The organism is Bacillus sp. AFS023182, assembly GCF_002560575.1.
GTDB lineage: Bacteria > Bacillota > Bacilli > Bacillales > Bacillaceae_G > Bacillus_A > Bacillus_A arachidis.
This window is the reverse complement of sequence record NZ_NTRO01000028.1, coordinates 87311-105397: the sequence shown is the minus strand read 5'-3', so window position 1 is coordinate 105397 and position 18087 is coordinate 87311. Positions and strand designations below refer to the sequence as shown.

Below are 18087 nucleotides of genomic sequence, written 5' to 3'. Positions count from 1 at the left end.
CCCCAATTATTCATTTGTCGTAGTCGTAGAAACCAGCCCCAGTCTTTCTCCCTAATCTTCCAGCTCTTACAAGCGATTTAAGTAGTACAGGGGGTGCAAAGCGATTATCTTTGAATTCCTCATAAAAATAATCCATTACGTGGAGACCGATATCTACACCTGCGTAATCTTGTAAAGCAAATGGACCCATTGGATAATTCAAGCCTAATGTAACCGCTTTATCAATATCTTCTGGAGATGCAACTCCCTCTTCTAAAAGTTTAATCGCTTCAATAAATTGCGGAATCATAATTCGATTTACAATAAATCCTGGTGTATCTTTTTTTACTTCTACAGTTTCCTTGTTCAGTTTCTTCGAAAATGTTTTAATTTCTTCTACTGTTTCATTACTTGTTTTATAACCACGAACCACTTCCACTAGTTTCATAATTTGTGCCGGATTAAAAAAATGCATACCAGCAACACGTTCTGGTCTCTTTGTCGCTTCAGCAATTGCTGTGATGGACATCGATGAAGTATTAGTGGCAAGAATTACGTTTTCAGGAACAATTTCATCTAACTTTGAGAAAACTTCCTTTTTCAGTTCTAAATCTTCAATGATAGCCTCAATAACAATATCAACTTCTTTCATATCTTCGAGATCTGTTGTTACTGTAATTCGTTCCATTACTTCTTCCTTTTGCTCTACTGTCATTTTCCCTTTAGAAATACTTCTGTCTATAAACTTTTCTATTTTAGCTATAGCGTGTTGAAGATATTTCTCTTCAACATCTCGTAATATGACGTTAAGCCCTGACATAGCTGCCAAATTGGCAATCCCACTTCCCATTGTGCCAGCACCGACTATGCCAACTGTTAATATACTCATCAACTTACCTCCTTATTTTTTAATTTTTCTGTATTTTCATTATAAAATAGAATAATTTAAAATAATTCCTACACAAAGTAGGAAAGAAGATTTACATTTTCAGCTTTTTGGAGGAATTCTTATAATATAAATCATATAACTTAAAAGCCATCATTAAATTCAATCTGTATTCAGAATAATCAAGATCCACTTCTAGTAAATTTTTTATTTTCTCGATTCGATATTGAAGTGTACTCCTATGAATATAAAGCTCCTCAGACGTATCTTTAAGACTCCCATTATGATGAAGATATACTCGCAATGTTTGAAACAAATCTGCGTTTTTCCCTTCTGAATCATATAATAACGGTCCAAGATGCTTTTTTATAAATAGAGTTGCTACTGAAGAATCTTTTAAATAATGCAATACGGTATAAACGCCTAGTTCATCAAACAATGCAACCCCTCCTCTATCAAAACAATTAGATACAACATGAAGAGCTTGTATCTCCTGACGATAACAAATATAGTAATCTTGTAACTCTTTTGTTTTCCCACCTACACCTAGGAAAACTTGAACGGGCATTTTCTCCACCTCCATCCATCTCTTAATATTTCCATAAAGATTGGACCAATAATTTTTGGGATTATTTTTTTCTTTTTCTATTGGAACAAACATTATATATTCGTCTCCTTTATTTGCAAGAAGAATATCTTTGTCCACGATAGAAATCTGCATTTTTAATTGTTCCCACAGTAATGATTTTTGCGCTTGTTGTTTTAGAATATCACTATGTTTTATGTCCGTTTCATTAAACGTAATAGAAAGTGCTGAGATGCGATGCTGATCAAATAAATCCCAGTTAAATACATTAGCATGTTGAAAAATGGTTTCTCGATCCTCTATTTTTTCAACTAATAGTTTGTGGATGAAACTATCCTTGACCTGTTCTTTTGTATCTAAGACCAGTTTTTGCTTTATAAATTGAATTGAAAATACGTTTAAGGCGGAATCAATACTAATCCGCTGAAACTCATCAACTTCATCGTTCGACAGTTCAATAACAAGATAACCTAATAGATCACCTCCACCCCTAATCCGCCAAAAAACGATCTTCGTTTCATTTATATTTTTAAGAGAAAACTCTGCGTCTCTATTTTTCTCTTGAATAATTTGATATATTGCACATTCAACTATTTCTTCAATACCCATTTGCTTTCCAGAAGATAGGTGATACGAAATCGGACGTAAAAATCGATCTAATACAACCACTGATTTTGATAAAGTTTTACTTAAAGTTGTCGTAATGCCATTGAAATCATCTTGATCTACAGTTTCTTTGACAAGTGCCTGTTGAAAATCCAATAGTGAATGTAACCGCTGTTTATGCTCTTTTTCATTCATATATAAACGAACGTTTTCAAGCATAGCAGCAACATGACTAGATAATAATTCAAGGACTTCTAAATCCTCATTTGTGAATACACCTTTACTTTTCGTTTCGACATGTAACACACCAATTGTTTTAAGATTTACAACTAACGGAACCGTTAATTGAGATCCACCGGTAACTTCCAAAAACGGAAAATATTCTTTTAGCATATAATTATTTTCAGTAATAATTTTTTTAGATTGATTTATTTCTCCGTATGAAGGCGGTTGAAAAGAAAAATAATTTTCTTTTTCATGATACAAATAGATGCATGCACCCATCGCGTTAGTCTCTTTCCCTGCACGCTCTACTATTTTTTCGACCACTTCTTCTATAGATGAATCTGAAAAGAGATTTTTACTAATCCATTCTACATCTAACATGGTCTTTTTTTGAGCTTCTTTTCTTTTTGCCAGAGCTATTGCTACTGCTATATCTTTTCCAAAGTCTACAAATGGCTTGTCCATTTCCATAAATAACGGAACTGCATTCATAAAACCGATAATACAGAATCCAAAACTATTTTCCTCGTCTTTTAAAGGGACAGTAAACCATGTTTGTATTTTTTCTGCTTGCAATAATTTAACCAATTCGCATTTCGTTTCCCAATTAGACTTCTCAATTGTTAAACCCTGAATGAGAAGTTTTGGCGAGCATTCATCTATTTTTATTGGGAATGAGTCTCCAAACGTATCTGAACCGCCGCTCCATACTTTAGGAATTAAGTTCTCACCTTCTTTTAAAATAATACCAACTAAATCACAAGCTAACTTAGAACGAAATGATTCAATTAAATATTGTAACGTCTCCTCTTCCGTATCAAACTTTACAAGTTGACGTGCTGTAATACGAAGATGATTCTCAATTTTTTTTGTGAGTTTTTCCCGCTCAGTTAATTTCATAAATATGCCCCCTCTCATGTTCATTATTTTCTTATTTATTCCACTATTTGCAGTGGACTATCTTTACAGCTTCACTTCTTTTAAACTCTATAAGGAAAAGTACCGATCCTACTCTTCTTATCTTTAATGGTATTGACATATTTACGATGAAAAAAGACAGCTTCACCTCGTTGATGAAATCTGTCCAAAATGAAATTAAATATATAAGTTGTTTATAATTCATCATAACCTAGAGTGAAACATGCCATGTAGCAACTTCTAATTTCTCATATTCTTGTGATGAAATTTTTTTAACGATAAACGCCACAATTCTCCCCCCTTCAGTAACTCTTGCATCAATAAAATATTTTCTTCATTCACTACTACTTATTACTAATTCCTCTCTCATCTATCATCTGATTTATTTTCATATGATACGATTACTACATGAAATGCACAATTTTAATCTTACATACAAATTCAATTAGATTATCTTTTTTGACCTCTATATCTCTCGTTTTTGTTCATATGCTTTAATCTTTGAAACTCTTTATACATAAAGAGAAGAGCTATCAAAAATGCAAGTATATCTGCAACTGGAATAGAATACCATACACCTTCAACTCCATACATCTTAGGGAGAAGATAAAATAACGGTAACGAAAAAAGAAAAGATCGCCCTATTCCTATAAACGTCGCCTTAGCATTTTGCTCTATTGCCTCAAAATAGCCCGATATGAGCACTACAATTGCGACAAATGGAAAAGACAAGTTAAACACTCTTGTCGACCATATACTAATATCTTGTAAAGCTGCATCTCCTCCTGTAAAGAAACCAACTATCGGATCGACAAAGAAAAACAATAATACTGTCAAGAAAGCACTAGTTATGAATGTAAATATAATTCCTAACCGAGTAACTTCCCTTACCCGCTCATACAGCCTAGCACCATAATTATAGCTAATAATCGGTTGAATACCAGTTACTACCCCCATTGCGATTAAAATAAGAAAGTTAGTTATATATCCATTTTGTATGGCAAAGGCGGATATATGTAATTCTCCCCCTAATGAAGCTAACAAATTATTAATAATAATGACGGAGATAAACATAGTAAGTGAAATTGAAAATGCGGCAAATCCGGTTGCATTTACTTCCCAAATATCTCTTAACTTCATTTTCAAGTCCTTCAGCTTAGGTTTGAGCAAAGTTTTGCTAAATAGAAAATAAAAAATAAGAAGACATGGGGTCGATTGAGAAATAATATTAGCCCAAGCGGAAGCTATTATTCCATATTGAAATTTATGAAATAATAGTAGTTCCACAGCAGCTGCTAAAATGGCTCCAACAAACCAACTCCACACGCTAAGTCCCGGGCGTTCGTCAAGAATAGCAAGAATACTAAGAATAACTGCTAATACTGTAAAAGGAAACGAAAGCCACATGTAATTTCCAAACTGAATTGCATACGGTAATGCCTGATCATCCGCACCAAAAAAACGCATAAGAGGCTCATTATAAATATAACCAGCGACACCAATCATTGTTGACAGGATGATCCCAAACCAAATCGATTGACCAACAACATTTCTTGCTTCATCGATTTTTCCAGCTCCTAATCTAAGAGCAGCCACCGCTCCCGCTCCAACTCCAACTAGCGTACCTATCGCACGAGAGAGAACCATAATAGTAAAACCAATCCCCACACCCGCTAGTTCTGTTGCCCCTATATTCCCCAAAATATTCCCATCTACAAATGAAGTAACTGCCAAAAATATGTTCCCTAATATAGCAAGCAAAATATAACGGTAAAACAAATGCGTTATTTTTTTTGTTCCTAATTCTCTCTCCACAAGTGCTTTCGGTTTAATATTTTCTATTTTTGGAATCTCCAAGTTTGTATGATCCATACATTACCTCCCTAAACTATACTTATTGATTAGAAAACCATCCAACCCGTTGTGCCTTATAGCTTAGATTAATTTGCTTTATTTCTGAAAATTCATCGAGTCCGTATGTTCCCCTACCCTCTACCAATTCCACTTTGTTTATAACCAACCAACCCAAATACTGTATGATTCGCCAAAGTAATCGCTTCTTCTTCATCTCTAAACTTTTGAACAACTAAAACTGGGCCAAAGATTTCTTCCTGCACATTTCTCATCTCTGGCCTAGTATTGATAAAGATTGTGGGTTCAACAAGGAAACCGCTTTCAAAACTACCATCTATGCGTCATAAACCTCATCGTATGCACTATCATCCCGATTTGGAATAATAGCTCCTCCGATGAACTATATTCCCTACTCCTATCCTTTTGAAAGGACTCCTTCCCTCTGGAATACAATTTCTCCATCGACCATTGTCATATTTACTACTAAATCTTTAATATTCTGCTCTTTTGTATTCAAAATACTTTTATCTAATACTATCAAATCCGCAAACTTCCCAGCGTCAAGACTTCCTTTACGATCTTCTTCAAAGCTTGCATAGGCACCATTCCATGTGTACAGACGAATCGCTTCCAAAACGCTAATCCTTTGATTTCCACCTACATCAATACCATTTTTACTTTTTCTATTTACCGCAACATGTATTCCTAATAAAGGATCGCAGGAGGTTACGGGACAATCAGAACCGGCGGCAGCGATAATATCATGATTCAAATAATCACGGAGAGGATACATATGGTTTACACGCTCACCATAATTCTTCATATAACCTTCACCAAATTCATAGAAAAATGGCGGATTTGGTATCGGAATCACACCAAGCTTTTTCATACGTTCTTGTAAGTCGGGCTCGGCAATACCAGCATGTTCAATTCGATGTCGACTGTTTGCTCTAGGATACTTTTGCTGTGCACTTTCAATACAATTCAGAACCATTTCAATCGCTTTATCTCCTTGGGCATGTGCCGTAATTTGAAATCCTTTTTGATGTGCTCTTGTTAAAATCCTATCAATCTCTTCCTGAGTATAATAAAGAATACCATAATCAGTAGAGTTACTCGTATATGGTTTTCTAGTTGCGATAGTTGGACCACTACTGCTTCCATCGGTAAATATTTTGGCAGGTCCAACTCTAAACTTATCGTCTCCTATACCTGTGACAATTCCTGCATCGATCATTTTATCAACGAACTCTTCCGAATTATGTAGTGCACATATCATTGCATATACACGAACGCGAACATCGCCAGCTTGCACTGCCTTAAAAATGTTTCTGAAATGATCAGGACCGTGCCCACCCGCATCGTGAACACTTGTAATTCCATAAGAGAGAAAGTCATCAGATGCTAGTTTAAAAGCCTTGAGTAATTCTTCCTCCGTATATTTGGCGACCTCAAACATCTTCATATTGGCACTCTCAATTAATCGCCCAGTTAATTTACCAGTGTCGTCTCGTTCAATTTGAGTATGATCCAAATTTGGTGTATCTTCATCAATACCCGCTATTTCAAGAGCTTTGCTATTTACCACGCATATATGGTTGCATGTTCTCGAAATATAAATGGGATGCTCCTGAGAAACATCATCCAATTCATCGACTGTAGGATATCTTCCCTCCAAAATTGCCATTTCGTTAAATCCAAAAGCACGAATCCATTGCCCTTTTGGTGTTTCTATTTTTTTTGCCTTGAGAGCTTCTATAAGATCTTTTATAGACTTAATATGCAACTCCTTACAATCAACCCCTAATTTATTCGTTCCATGCAGCATATGTAGATGTGAATCGATAAATCCTGGAAGAAGACTTTTCCCCTGCAAATCAATAACTTTTGTATTCTCAGTAATATAAGGTTTTACATCCTCGTTTGTACCTACGGCGATAATTAGATTCCCCTTAATAGCAATAGCTTGCTCAACATCATTTTCATGATTTACCGTTATAACCTCACCATTTATGAATATAAAATCAGCGTTCACCTGAATTCCCCCTTGACGAAATTTTCGAAAAGTTGTACTTATTAATTACTACAACATTATTTTTCATAGTAGTTTGCGAATAAATCAAATAACACTCTGTATTTTTTGATTATTCTGTTAATTATATGTATATTTATAATAACTGTCGGGTTGAACTTCATGTCAATACAAGTATTTTCACATTATTTCTTGAAAACATGGAGTTCATAACCACTTTTTTGTAGATCGGGGGGATATAGTTGAAAATCGGGTCTTTTGCTAAACTTTATAATGTTTCTGTGGATACAATTCGTTACTATATTGAACTAGGGTTATTAGTTCCAGAAAAAAAAGGGGCTCAGTTCCAATTGAATCAATCCTGTCTCGATGACATGGAGTTAATATTAGAACTAAAACATCTACAGTTCTCTTTGAAAGAAATTCAAAAATTTCTTTCATACAAACGTTTGACCATTAATATCGACATTAGTTATTATCAAAATCTCTTATCGGAGAAGAAAAATACGTTTGTAGAAGAAAAAAAGGAACTGAACCGATTTATTAAACTCATAGATGATAAGTTGCAATCCTTCGAGCAACCCGCTATTTCATGCAGCTATACCGGTGTACCAATATCCTTCATTCCATTTTTTTATTGTCCGTATTGCAAAGTCCAATTAAACATTAGTGATGCATCTATACGGGACAGTAATATTTCTGAAGCAAAATTAACCTGTTCATGTGGTTACTTTTCCTCAATACAAGATGGGATAGTAGTGACTTCAAACCTAGAGGAATCTCCCTACTGTATCCTCAATGAAGAAACAATGAAGGAATTTACCCCAAGCTTTGTCAGCTTAAGAGAAAAAGGGGACCAATGGATGATTAAGGTATTGAAGGAACAAGATTTATCAAATAAAGTCGTAATTGAAACAAATATTGATATATCTGTCTCCTTACCAAAGTACATATCATCACTTGACTCGGATACCTTTTATATTTTTTGTGGTTTCTCTTTGACTATGATTAAAAAATTGAAGTGTTTAATTGAAAAAGTCAACTCAAAACTTCGTATTGTGTATATCCAAAATACTGACTATCTTCTCCCTCTAAAACCTGGATCAATAGATGTCGTGATAGACAGTATTACTACTAACGATGTTTGTTCGCATAAAAACGTCTTCCCAATTACCTTGTTACAGACTTATATGAACGACAGATCTAAGGTCATTGGAAATTACCTGTATTATCATGAAGGTGCAACCTCTTTACTTAATTTTCGCACCCTATACCCTAATTCACACCCACATGTCTTATACCCAAATTATCTTGAGTCTAACTTAGGGAAAGAGGGATTAAAGATTCAGCAAAGGACAATCATTGGCTCGACAGATAACCCTGGTATTTTTCTTGATTATCACGAACAAGGCGAAAAAGTTAATTTACTGGGTTATATTGCAAATCGTGCTATCTAGGTGTATCTATATCGTACCGTTGATTCAGAATGAAATACGATTGATTTTTATTTAAACGAAACAAGAGATTAAAAGACTGCAAAGCGATTTTTTAGAAATCTTTGCAGTCTTTTCACGTTTCAAGGCCCCAAAATTTGTTGTAGTTACTGACATATTAAAGCCTCTAGGTATATAAGTTTTATAGTTTATTTAAACAAACCGATTTGACTCTTTAATTAAATATCAGACTTAGCAATATCCATCAGTCGTACATTGCATGCCATCAAATGAATTTGTTTTTTCCTTTTGTATTTCTTTATCAATTACTCTTTCTAACATTTCTTTACTAGCAAGCCCTTGAATGACTTCGTCTCCAATCATTACTGTTGGAACAGCCATAATATTCGCCTCATCATATGCATGTTGGATTGCTTTTTGATGTTTCTCTTTATATTTACGAGTTACTAAAGCATCTTTAAATTCCGCTTCAGGAAGCCCTACTTCTACCGCTAGCTTTGTTAATACATCAATATCTTCAATGTTTTGTTCTTCTTGGAAAAACGCAGTAAATACTCGGTGATGATACTCGTTTCCAAATCCATGCTCCTTCGCAAATTGACATCCTTCAAAAGCTAAATGTGTATATGGGTGCGGAGAAACACGAGGTAAACGCATTTCAATTCCTAATTTTTTCGCAGTAGGAAGAATAAAAGAATCCCAAGAACTTAATTTATCTGGTTCTTGCCATGGATCGATTTTTGAATACGGGCTTGGACGTAATTCAAATGGCATCCATTCGATTTCTACATCTTTCTCCTTAGCTACCTCATCCAATGGACCTTTTGCCAAAAAACAAAATGGACAAATAAAATCAGAGTATACTTTCATTTTTACAGACATATGATTACACCTTACCTTCTTTTATTATTTCTAAATGTAACGGAGTTGGTTACATTTAGAAGAAAAAAATATGCATTCTCCTTTTTATAGAGCTCTGCATTCCTCAATTCTTATTTCAAGCATTTATTTTTTCTTGTAAAGATTGAAATAACTGCCCCATAGTAATACTTTTCAAGACCTCTTCCATTGCAGATTGTGCCTAAACTAAAATAACCTCTAAAACAGCTTGAATATTTGCTCCAATTGGACAATCTGGATTTGGTTGTTCATGAATATGAAATAACTTATCTTCCGCAACTACATTTACTGCATGGTACACATCTAATAATGTAACCTCAGTTAAATCCTTTAATAGTCCAGCCCCACCTGGCCCTCGATTTACATAAACAAACTCAGCCCGTTTTAAGTCAGGTATTATTCTTCGAATTACAACCGGATTTGTATTTATACTCTCAGCCATACATTCAGAAGTACAAATGGGGGATGAATTGTTTTCCAAAATAGATAAAATATGAACAGCTATAGAAAAGCGGCTACTAATTTTCATTATGATCACCACCCGAATGTAATCATTATAGTTACAACAAAGAGGTACGTCAATCCTTTTTATAGACTTTTTTTGGGGCGTTATTATAGTGAAAAACAAACAGGCGTCTCATTATCATATATGAGACGCTCTTTATCATTCTGCGAATAGCCCCTGGAACTCTTCAATAAATAGTTGAACAGCTAGTGAGGATTCCCTTAATGAAGGAACAGCCAAAGCAATTTCCCTCCATACTTGAGGTGCTAATGCTTTCGTTTTGACATTTGGAGGTAAATTCATTAATGATAATTCAGCTAATATCGCTAAACCTAACCCCTCTTGAATCATATTTAAAGATGTTGTAACGGTAGACACCGCATACTCAACTCGAAGTGGTACACCTGCTTGTTTAAACATATCAATAATTGGTGGTTCGTATCCTCCCTTAAATAAAATAATTGGTTCATCTTCTAAATCATTTATTGTAATAGCTTCTTTCTCACAAAGAGGATGATCATCCCGCAAGACAACAACCATTTCTCCTTTTGTTAACGGTACAATCTCCATTTCTTTATTGGGCAAAATAACAATTCCTACATCAATTACACGTGATAATAGCCACTCTTCCACTTCTTTAAGAGTTCCTTCATAGAGAACCAGCTCTAAATTCGGATATTTTTCGCGAAAGATATTAATCATTTTAGGCAAGAAATATGCTGATGCACTTGGAAAGCTTCCGATTCGAATTGTCCCAACTTCATGCCCTTTCTCCATCGCAACCTCTTGTTCTATTTTTTCAACGCCACTTAAAATTTCACGAAAATGAACAAGAATCCGAGTTCCTACATCAGTCAGAATTAGACCTTTTCTTTTATCACGTATAATAAGCGTTACACCGAGTTCTGATTCAACACTAGAAATAGCATGGCTCACAGCTGGTTGTGTCATATTCAAAACTCGAGCTGCCTTCGTGAAACTTCCTAGTTCAACTACCTTTACAAAAACTTGAAGTTGTGTGATGGTCATAACAAATTACTTATACTCCTTATAAAAAAGATTCATTTTATTTATCGTGTTCAATATCATATCATAATGAAATGAAATACAACAAGGGGGTATTATCATGACACAGCTTTCACGAACAAAAACGGTCATGCTCCTTTCATTTCTCGTTCTTATGTGGGGGATTAATTGGCCCTTATCTAAATTCGCCCTGCATTATACACCACCCGTATTATTTGCAGGACTTAGAACAGTAATTGGAGGATTCATTCTACTTATTTTCGCATTGCCTAAGTACAAACAATTACATTTAAAAGAAACTTGGCATTTGTACTTTATTTCAGCTTTACTCAATATTATTTTATTTTACGGTCTACAAACTGTAGGACTTCAATATATGCCTGCAGGACTTTTTTCCGCTATTGTATTTCTCCAGCCTGTCTTACTTGGAATTTTCTCTTGGATTTGGCTTGAAGAAGTAATGTATGGCTTAAAAATCTTTGGTCTTATTCTTGGATTTACAGGCGTTGCTGTTATTAGTTCTAGTGGCTTAACTGGACATATTTCTATCATCGGTATTTTTCTTGCTTTAGGATGTGCAATAGGCTGGGCGCTAGGGACCGTTTTTATAAAAAGAACCGGGAACCGTGTAAACGCTATTTGGATGGTAACCCTTCAACTCATTATCGGTGGCTTCTGCTTAATTGGGCTCGGTTCAGAATTTGAAAGTTGGTCTAGTATCGCTTGGAGCGTACCATTTGCAATCGTACTACTATTCATTTCAATCTTTGTAATTGCACTGGGGTGGCTTTCTTACTTTACACTTGTCGGAGCTGGCGAAGCGAGTAAAGTTGGAGCCTACACATTTCTTATTCCGCTCATCGCAATTATTGTAAGTTCTATTTTCCTACACGAAGCGATTACAATTAGCTTATTTATCGGACTATTGTTTATTGTCATAAGCATTTGCTTTGTAAATATAAAACCAAAATCACTCCTAACAAAAGAAGCGGCTGAGCCTAAAAGATGTTAATCAAATATAAAGAAGAAAAGACCTATAAGATGGTAAGCTCTTTCTTTATTACTTTTTAAGACGTAATACAAATATACATGTACCGAGCGATACTATAATAGAAAGAATCGATTGTCGGAATAAAGAATCTACTATTAAATAAACCGGTTACGACAATAATAATAACCGCACATATTGCCCATGGTGAAAATCTTTTAATGGCATCCGAATATAACGTCCATTTCCCATTCTTATGATCTTTAGATAAAAGAGGTATACTTGCAGAAAATCCTCCAATCCATAGCGAAGCTGCAAATAAATGTTTAAATTCCATAGTTACAGCAATCTCTTTTATACTTTAGACCATATACATGACTATTCATTGCTTTCATAATAAGTAATCCAAACCAAAAAGGTATTACGCCAATGCGTAATACCTTTCATTACTCTTCCTAAACGAATTCTACAACTTTTTTCATGCATATCACTACTTATTAGCTTTTGCTACGCTAGAATGAATTTCATTTTTCACTCTTAAATGACTAATACCGTATCCAATAAATCCACCAATAATAGCTGGGAATATCCATCCTAGGCCTACTTCTTGCATTGGAAGAAATTTAGTAAATACATGATTCACTACTTGGATATTCACTCCAGCTGCATTTAATCCATCAAATAAACTTATAATAAACGTTACTAGTAAGCTTACTTGATACACTTCCGTTCTCCCTTTAAATAATGAATGGAAGAATGTTAAAAAGATTAGTACAATCGCTAATGGATAAATCGCTGTTAATACCGGAACAGAAACTGCAATCAGTTGTGTTAATCCTACATTTGCAACAATTGCACTAAAAACAGATAAAATAACAACAATTTTTTTGTAAGATACCTTTGGAAATAGTTTATGGAAAAATGAAGAACATGCTGAAACAAGTCCTACACTAGTCGTTAAACAAGCTACTGTAATCATTAATCCTAATAGAATTCCACCATATGAACCAAAGTAGTAGTTTGACACTTTCGCTAAAACTGCCCCACCATTTTCTAAGTGCCCCAGTTTTGCTACGCTTGAAGCTCCCATATAAGAAAGCGCCGTATAAAGAATTGCTAATACTGTCGCTGCAATCATCGTTGCTTTTGCACAAACAACCATAATTTGCTTTTTCGTTTTTGCCCCTTTTTCTTTAATAGCGTTAATGATAATAATACCAAATACGAAAGATGCAAGTGTATCCATTGTTAAATATCCTTCTTGAAACCCTTTGAAGAATGCATTAGATGTATATGCTTCAACAGGTGCTTGCATATCCCCTATCGGATGAATGAAAGCAACAATTACTAAAATTCCAATGAACGTTAACTTAATTGGCGTCAAGATTTTTCCAACAATATCGACAATTTTCGCAGGATTGAGCGAAAAAAAACAAGTAATACTAAAAAATATTATTGTAAAAATAACTAAAGCCATAGAACTTAAACTTTCTGGTACAAAAGGCTTAAGACCAATTTCAAAGGAAACATTACCCGTTCTCGGTATTGCAAATAATGGACCAATTGCTAAATATAGAACTGTTGTAAATACAATTCCAAAAACAGGGTGAACACGACTTGCCAGTGATTGTAAATCCTCTTTTCCTGAAATTCCAAATGCTAATACACCAAGTAATGGTAGTCCAACCCCAGTTACTAAAAATCCCGCATTCGCTGACCAAATATTTGTTCCAGCTGATTGACCTAACATTACAGGGAAAATTAAATTTCCTGCTCCAAAAAAAAGAGCAAATAACATTAATCCGATAACTACTATGAACGAAAAAGGTACTTTATTCGACATGATACAACCTCCATTACAAAATCAATTATTTCATTTCCATTTTTAACTAATTGAAGATTCTGAATATTTAACTAGTATATATTTTATTATCACTTATTATAGTCTTAAGAATAATATATTTCAATACTATTTTTTGAATTTTTTAATTAAATTCGCTTTCAGTATAAAAAATTGGAGAAATACTACAAATTTCATTCGCATTACAAAGTTATACTAAACTACTTTACTTGTAAGTGCATATCTATCTCATCTTTCTTCATGTGATAAAATTTCATTCACACTTTCAGCTTCTTTCATAATTATTTCTAATTTAATAATATTTTCCACGAATTAAAAACACCTAAAAAATAATGACTTTTCCTAAAATAGATCCCCTTCATATTTTTTACATTTCCCTCTTGTTTTTCATAATTTCTCCTCCATTAGCCTAAGTGTGGAGAATAAGAGCTTTTTTATATACAAATAATAAACCTCAAGGAGTTGTTGACATGAATTTGATATTAAATATTATAGGGATTTTCATTGTATTATTAATAGTTTTCTTATGTTCACCTAATAAAAGAAACATAAAGTGGAAACCAATCATTATTCTGATAATCCTTGAACTTTTTATTACATGGTTTATGTTAGGCACCAAATTGGGAAGTATCATAATTAATAAAATTGCATCATTTTTCACTTGGCTCATTTCATGTGCGAATGAAGGTATTCGATTTGCGTTTCCATCAGCTATGGAAAATCAAACAGTTGACTTCTTCTTTAGCGCATTACTTCCTATCATTTTTGTTATCACTTTTTTCGATATTCTTTCTTACTTTGGAATCTTAACTTGGATTATTGATAAAGTAGGTGCAATCATTTCAAAAATTTCTCGTTTACCAAAGTTAGAAAGTTTTTTTTCCATTCAAATGATGTTTTTAGGAAACACGGAAGCTCTTGCTGTAGTTCGTGACCAATTATCTGTTTTAAAAGAAAATCGTTTGTTGACTTTTGGAATTATGAGTATGAGTAGCGTCAGCGGATCTATTCTTGGTGCCTATCTATCAATGGTGCCAGCAACATATATTTTCAGTGCAATTCCTTTAAACTGTATAAATGCATTAATTTTAGCAAATGTTTTAAATCCTATAGCAATCACTAAAGAAGAAGATATTGTTTATTCACCATCAAAAGAAGAAAAAAAAGATTTTTTCTCTACCATTTCAAACAGTATGTTAGTGGGGATGAATATGGTTATTGTTATTCTAGCCATGGTTATTGGATATGTAGCATTAACAGCATGTTTGAATGGTATTTTAAGTTTTTTTGTAACAGGTTTAACAATTCAAAAAATCTTCTCTATTATCTTTAGTCCCTTCGCATTTTTACTCGGTTTATCAGGAACTGATGCTATGTATGTCGCTGAATTAATGGGGATAAAAATTACAACTAATGAATTTGTTGCGATGATGGATTTAAAATCACGCTTACACTCTTTACATCCGCATACTATTGCAGTTGCAACAACATTTCTAGCCTCTTTTGCTAACTTTAGTACAGTTGGTATGATTTATGGGACTTACAATTCATTATTTGGTGCAGAAAAATCAGTAATTATCGGTAAGAATGTTTGGAAGCTTCTTGTTAGTGGAATGGCTGTTTCCTTATTAAGCGCTATGCTTGTGGGGCTTTTTGTATGGTAAATGAATACAGAAGATACATGACACCTTTACATATAAAATGAAATTTTAATTAATGTGGATCTTCATCCCCACTGATTATTAGCCCTCACCAATCGGACTTTTACAGGCTGTTGATTCCCACCTAACTTCTTAAAGAAAAGTGGAAGTGGCTCGTCCAGAATGTGAGGAGGATGGAGCTTCTGACGTAGAGGTGTTTTTTACCTCGCAGGAAGAAGCGAAGCCACTGGAACTGGACAATGCTTTCGCTCAGTTTTGAGGTAAGGGTCTTACTACCCGCGAATAGCGGGATGAAAATTATGTAAACTATGCAAGAAACGAGGGAATATCTACTAGACCCTTTACACACAAATACTTAGAAAAAAAGGTGTTACGATATTATCGTAACACCTTTTTTCACTTTTCAAACACAAAGTTAATTTTATTATCTTTCCACTCTAGCTTCGCATCGAATGCTTTATCGTTTTTCTTAAACCCTTTAATTAAATCTGTCTGTTCACCTTTTAATAGCTTCGTCATATTTTTTTGTGAAATTGTTTTTCCTAATATTTTTTTGGAGATAGTGAAATCACATTGAGTTGTATTATAATTTGAACAACCGTAAAAAGTCGATTTATCAATTACATCCCCATCGCATTTTTTACATCTTCCTACTTTTTTACCTATTGTAAATTTCGATCCTTTTCGTTCAATTGACTCTACATTCAATCCAGTAAAATCCCATTTCTCAGACATTTCAATCGCATCTTCAATAATTTTCGCCGATAATTTTTTCGTTTGTTCCATAAAGGTTGCTGGTGAAGCTGTACCTTCTCCAATTTCAGCTAGACGCTGTTCCCACTTTGCCGTCATTTCTGGAGAAGCTAAAATTTTATCCCCAATTGCGGTAATTAATACTTTCCCTTTATCCATTGCGTATACTTGGTTTTTCTTAACATCAATATACTTACGATCTTTCAGCATTGTGATGATGCCAGCACGAGTTGCTTCTGTACCTAAACCTTCCGTCTTCTTTAATACTTTCTCAAGCTCTTCATTATCTAAGTACTTTCCAGCCGTCTTCATTAATGTAATGAGTTGTCCTTCTGTGTAACGCTTTGGCGGCTGCGTTTTTCCTTCTTTCACCTTCACCTTTACAACTTTTCCTTGCTCACCTTCTGCTACGATTGGAAGAATGGTTTCATCATCCTTATCATCTTGGAAAATAACTTTGCGCCAGCCTTCTTGAATTTGCTGTTTCCCTTTTGAAATAAATTCAGCACGGCCATCAACAAGTGTTGTAATCGTTGTATAGTCAAAGATCGCAACCTCATAATGAGCCGCAATGAGACGCCTTATAATCATATCGTAAATTTTCTTTTCATCGCCAGATAGTTTACTTGGATTTGTCACTTGTTCTGTTGGAATAATTGCATAGTGATCTGTAACCTTCTTCTCATTCACATATCGCTTATTATTCATAATGGATTCAATCGGCGCTGGTAGTAACTCTTTATATTCATCAAACTGGCTTAACTTTTGTAAGATATCAGGAAACGTCGCTGCTTCACCTTGCGTTACATAGTTAGAATCAGAACGTGGATAAGACACAATTCCTTTTTGGTATAAAGCTTGCGTTATATCAAGCGTCTTTTTCGGCGAAAATTTAAATGCTTTATTCGCTGTTGCTTGCAGTGATGATAAGTTAAATAGAAATGGGGGCTGAAACTCTTTCCGCTCTGTTTTCATTTCCTTTACTTCGGCCGGTTTATTTTGGCAAAATGCTGCGATTTTATTCGCCATATCAGGATCTTTTAAACGGGACTCATTATCTTGCTCCCATTTTCCTTCATATTTCTTTCCCTCTATATTAAAAGTTGCAAACACTTCCCAAAACGGCTCTGATTTAAAGTTCTCTATTTCTTTTTCACGTTTCACAATTAAAGCTAATGTCGGCGTCTGTACACGACCAGCCGAAAACACATCATTCATTCCTTTTTTCTTTAACAAAATACTAAAGACACGCGATGCATTCATCCCAACCACCCAGTCGGCACATGATCGTGTGTATGCTTCATAGTACGTATTGATTGTATCTGCTTCATCAAGTAAATTTTTAAATCCCTGGTAAATCGCTTGCTTCGTTAAGGAGGAAATCCATAAACGCTTCATCGGTTTTTGCACGTTACAAAGATTGATAATATTTCGTACAATTAATTCCCCCTCGCGCCCTGCATCGCCTGCATGAATAATTTCTGTCACTTGCGGATTATGTAACAACTGTTTTACAACATTAAATTGCTTATACTTTGATTTTGTAACTTCAAATTGAAAGCGTTCCGGAATCATTGGTAATGTATCAAGTGACCATTTTTTCCACTCAGCGTGATAATGTTCCGGATTACATAACTGCGTCAAATGACCAATTGCCCATGTACAGTAAGCTCCATTTGGAAATAACTCATTTGCTTCCACTTCTAAATAACCATCTTTTCGGCGATATTTAAATTGGGAAACAAGGGCCAAACCTTGATCTGGTTTCTCGGCAATAATTAATTTCATTTTATAACTCCCTATCTAAATTCCAGTATTGCTTCAATAATATCTCTTCAATTTTCATATAAACT

The 18087-nt window shown here is 34.4% G+C and carries 11 protein-coding genes and 3 pseudogenes; 3 read left to right on the top strand and 11 right to left on the bottom strand.

Going from position 1 to position 18087, the window contains the following annotated elements:
• Window positions 1-10: 10 nt before the first annotated feature.
• The 5 genes and pseudogenes from CN288_RS15015 to CN288_RS14995 all read right to left on the bottom strand — a co-directional run bounded on the left by CN288_RS15015 (window position 11) and on the right by CN288_RS14995 (window position 7089).
• Complete coding sequence (locus CN288_RS15015) at window positions 11-868, bottom strand: 3-hydroxyacyl-CoA dehydrogenase family protein (protein WP_098302563.1); 858 nt, start codon at window positions 866-868, stop codon at window positions 11-13.
• Between the two features lie 91 nt (window positions 869-959).
• The gene (locus CN288_RS15010) at window positions 960-3182 is read right to left on the bottom strand and encodes a helix-turn-helix domain-containing protein (RefSeq protein ID WP_098302562.1); all 2223 of its coding nucleotides are present in this window, start codon (window positions 3180-3182) and stop codon (window positions 960-962) included.
• Between the two features lie 468 nt (window positions 3183-3650).
• Window positions 3651-5072 (bottom strand): MATE family efflux transporter, encoded by a 1422-nt coding sequence (locus CN288_RS15005; protein ID WP_098302561.1) that lies wholly within the window; start codon window positions 5070-5072, stop codon window positions 3651-3653.
• A 22-nt stretch (window positions 5073-5094) separates the two neighbouring features.
• Window positions 5095-5371 (bottom strand): annotated as a pseudogene (locus CN288_RS15000) (aldehyde dehydrogenase family protein); the annotation flags it as partial.
• A gap of 98 nt (window positions 5372-5469) precedes the next feature.
• Window positions 5470-7089 carry an amidohydrolase gene (locus tag CN288_RS14995; protein ID WP_098302560.1) on the bottom strand — a complete coding sequence of 540 codons (1620 nt, stop codon included), beginning with the start codon at window positions 7087-7089 and terminating at the stop codon, window positions 5470-5472.
• 239 nt (window positions 7090-7328) lie between these two features.
• Between CN288_RS14995 and CN288_RS14990 the strand changes: the two genes are divergently transcribed.
• Window positions 7329-8543, top strand: coding sequence for a MerR family transcriptional regulator (locus tag CN288_RS14990; protein WP_098302559.1), 1215 nt, complete (start codon window positions 7329-7331; stop codon window positions 8541-8543).
• A gap of 228 nt (window positions 8544-8771) precedes the next feature.
• On the opposite strand, the gene CN288_RS14985 is transcribed toward CN288_RS14990, so the two are convergent.
• The 3 genes and pseudogenes from CN288_RS14985 to CN288_RS14975 form a co-directional block, all read right to left on the bottom strand.
• Window positions 8772-9422 carry a DsbA family oxidoreductase gene (locus CN288_RS14985; RefSeq protein WP_026591979.1) on the bottom strand — a complete coding sequence of 217 codons (651 nt, stop codon included), beginning with the start codon at window positions 9420-9422 and terminating at the stop codon, window positions 8772-8774.
• Window positions 9423-9537: 115 nt separating this feature from the next.
• Window positions 9538-9969: pseudogene (locus CN288_RS14980) on the bottom strand (Rrf2 family transcriptional regulator).
• 135 nt (window positions 9970-10104) lie between these two features.
• Complete coding sequence (locus tag CN288_RS14975) at window positions 10105-10974, bottom strand: LysR family transcriptional regulator (protein ID WP_098302558.1); 870 nt, start codon at window positions 10972-10974, stop codon at window positions 10105-10107.
• A gap of 97 nt (window positions 10975-11071) precedes the next feature.
• On the opposite strand from CN288_RS14975, the gene CN288_RS14970 reads away from it, so the two are divergent.
• On the top strand, window positions 11072-11983 hold the full coding sequence (locus CN288_RS14970; protein WP_026591981.1) for a DMT family transporter: 912 nt from the start codon (window positions 11072-11074) through the stop codon (window positions 11981-11983).
• Between the two features lie 97 nt (window positions 11984-12080).
• Here CN288_RS14970 and CN288_RS14965 read toward each other — a convergent pair.
• Together CN288_RS14965 and brnQ are read right to left on the bottom strand one after the other, a co-directional pair.
• Window positions 12081-12402 (bottom strand): annotated as a pseudogene (locus CN288_RS14965) (copper resistance protein); the annotation flags it as partial.
• 47 nt (window positions 12403-12449) lie between these two features.
• On the bottom strand, window positions 12450-13802 hold the full coding sequence (gene brnQ, locus CN288_RS14960) for a branched-chain amino acid transport system II carrier protein (RefSeq protein ID WP_026591983.1): 1353 nt from the start codon (window positions 13800-13802) through the stop codon (window positions 12450-12452).
• Window positions 13803-14290: 488 nt separating this feature from the next.
• On the opposite strand from brnQ, the gene CN288_RS14955 reads away from it, so the two are divergent.
• A complete protein-coding gene (locus tag CN288_RS14955) occupies window positions 14291-15484 on the top strand; it encodes a nucleoside transporter C-terminal domain-containing protein (protein ID WP_098302557.1) in 1194 nt (397 codons plus the stop codon).
• A 393-nt stretch (window positions 15485-15877) separates the two neighbouring features.
• On the opposite strand, the gene topB is transcribed toward CN288_RS14955, so the two are convergent.
• Window positions 15878-18022: a DNA topoisomerase III gene (gene topB / locus CN288_RS14945; protein WP_098302556.1), complete on the bottom strand. Its 2145-nt coding sequence runs from the start codon at window positions 18020-18022 to the stop codon at window positions 15878-15880.
• Between the last annotated feature and the right edge of the window lie 65 nt (window positions 18023-18087).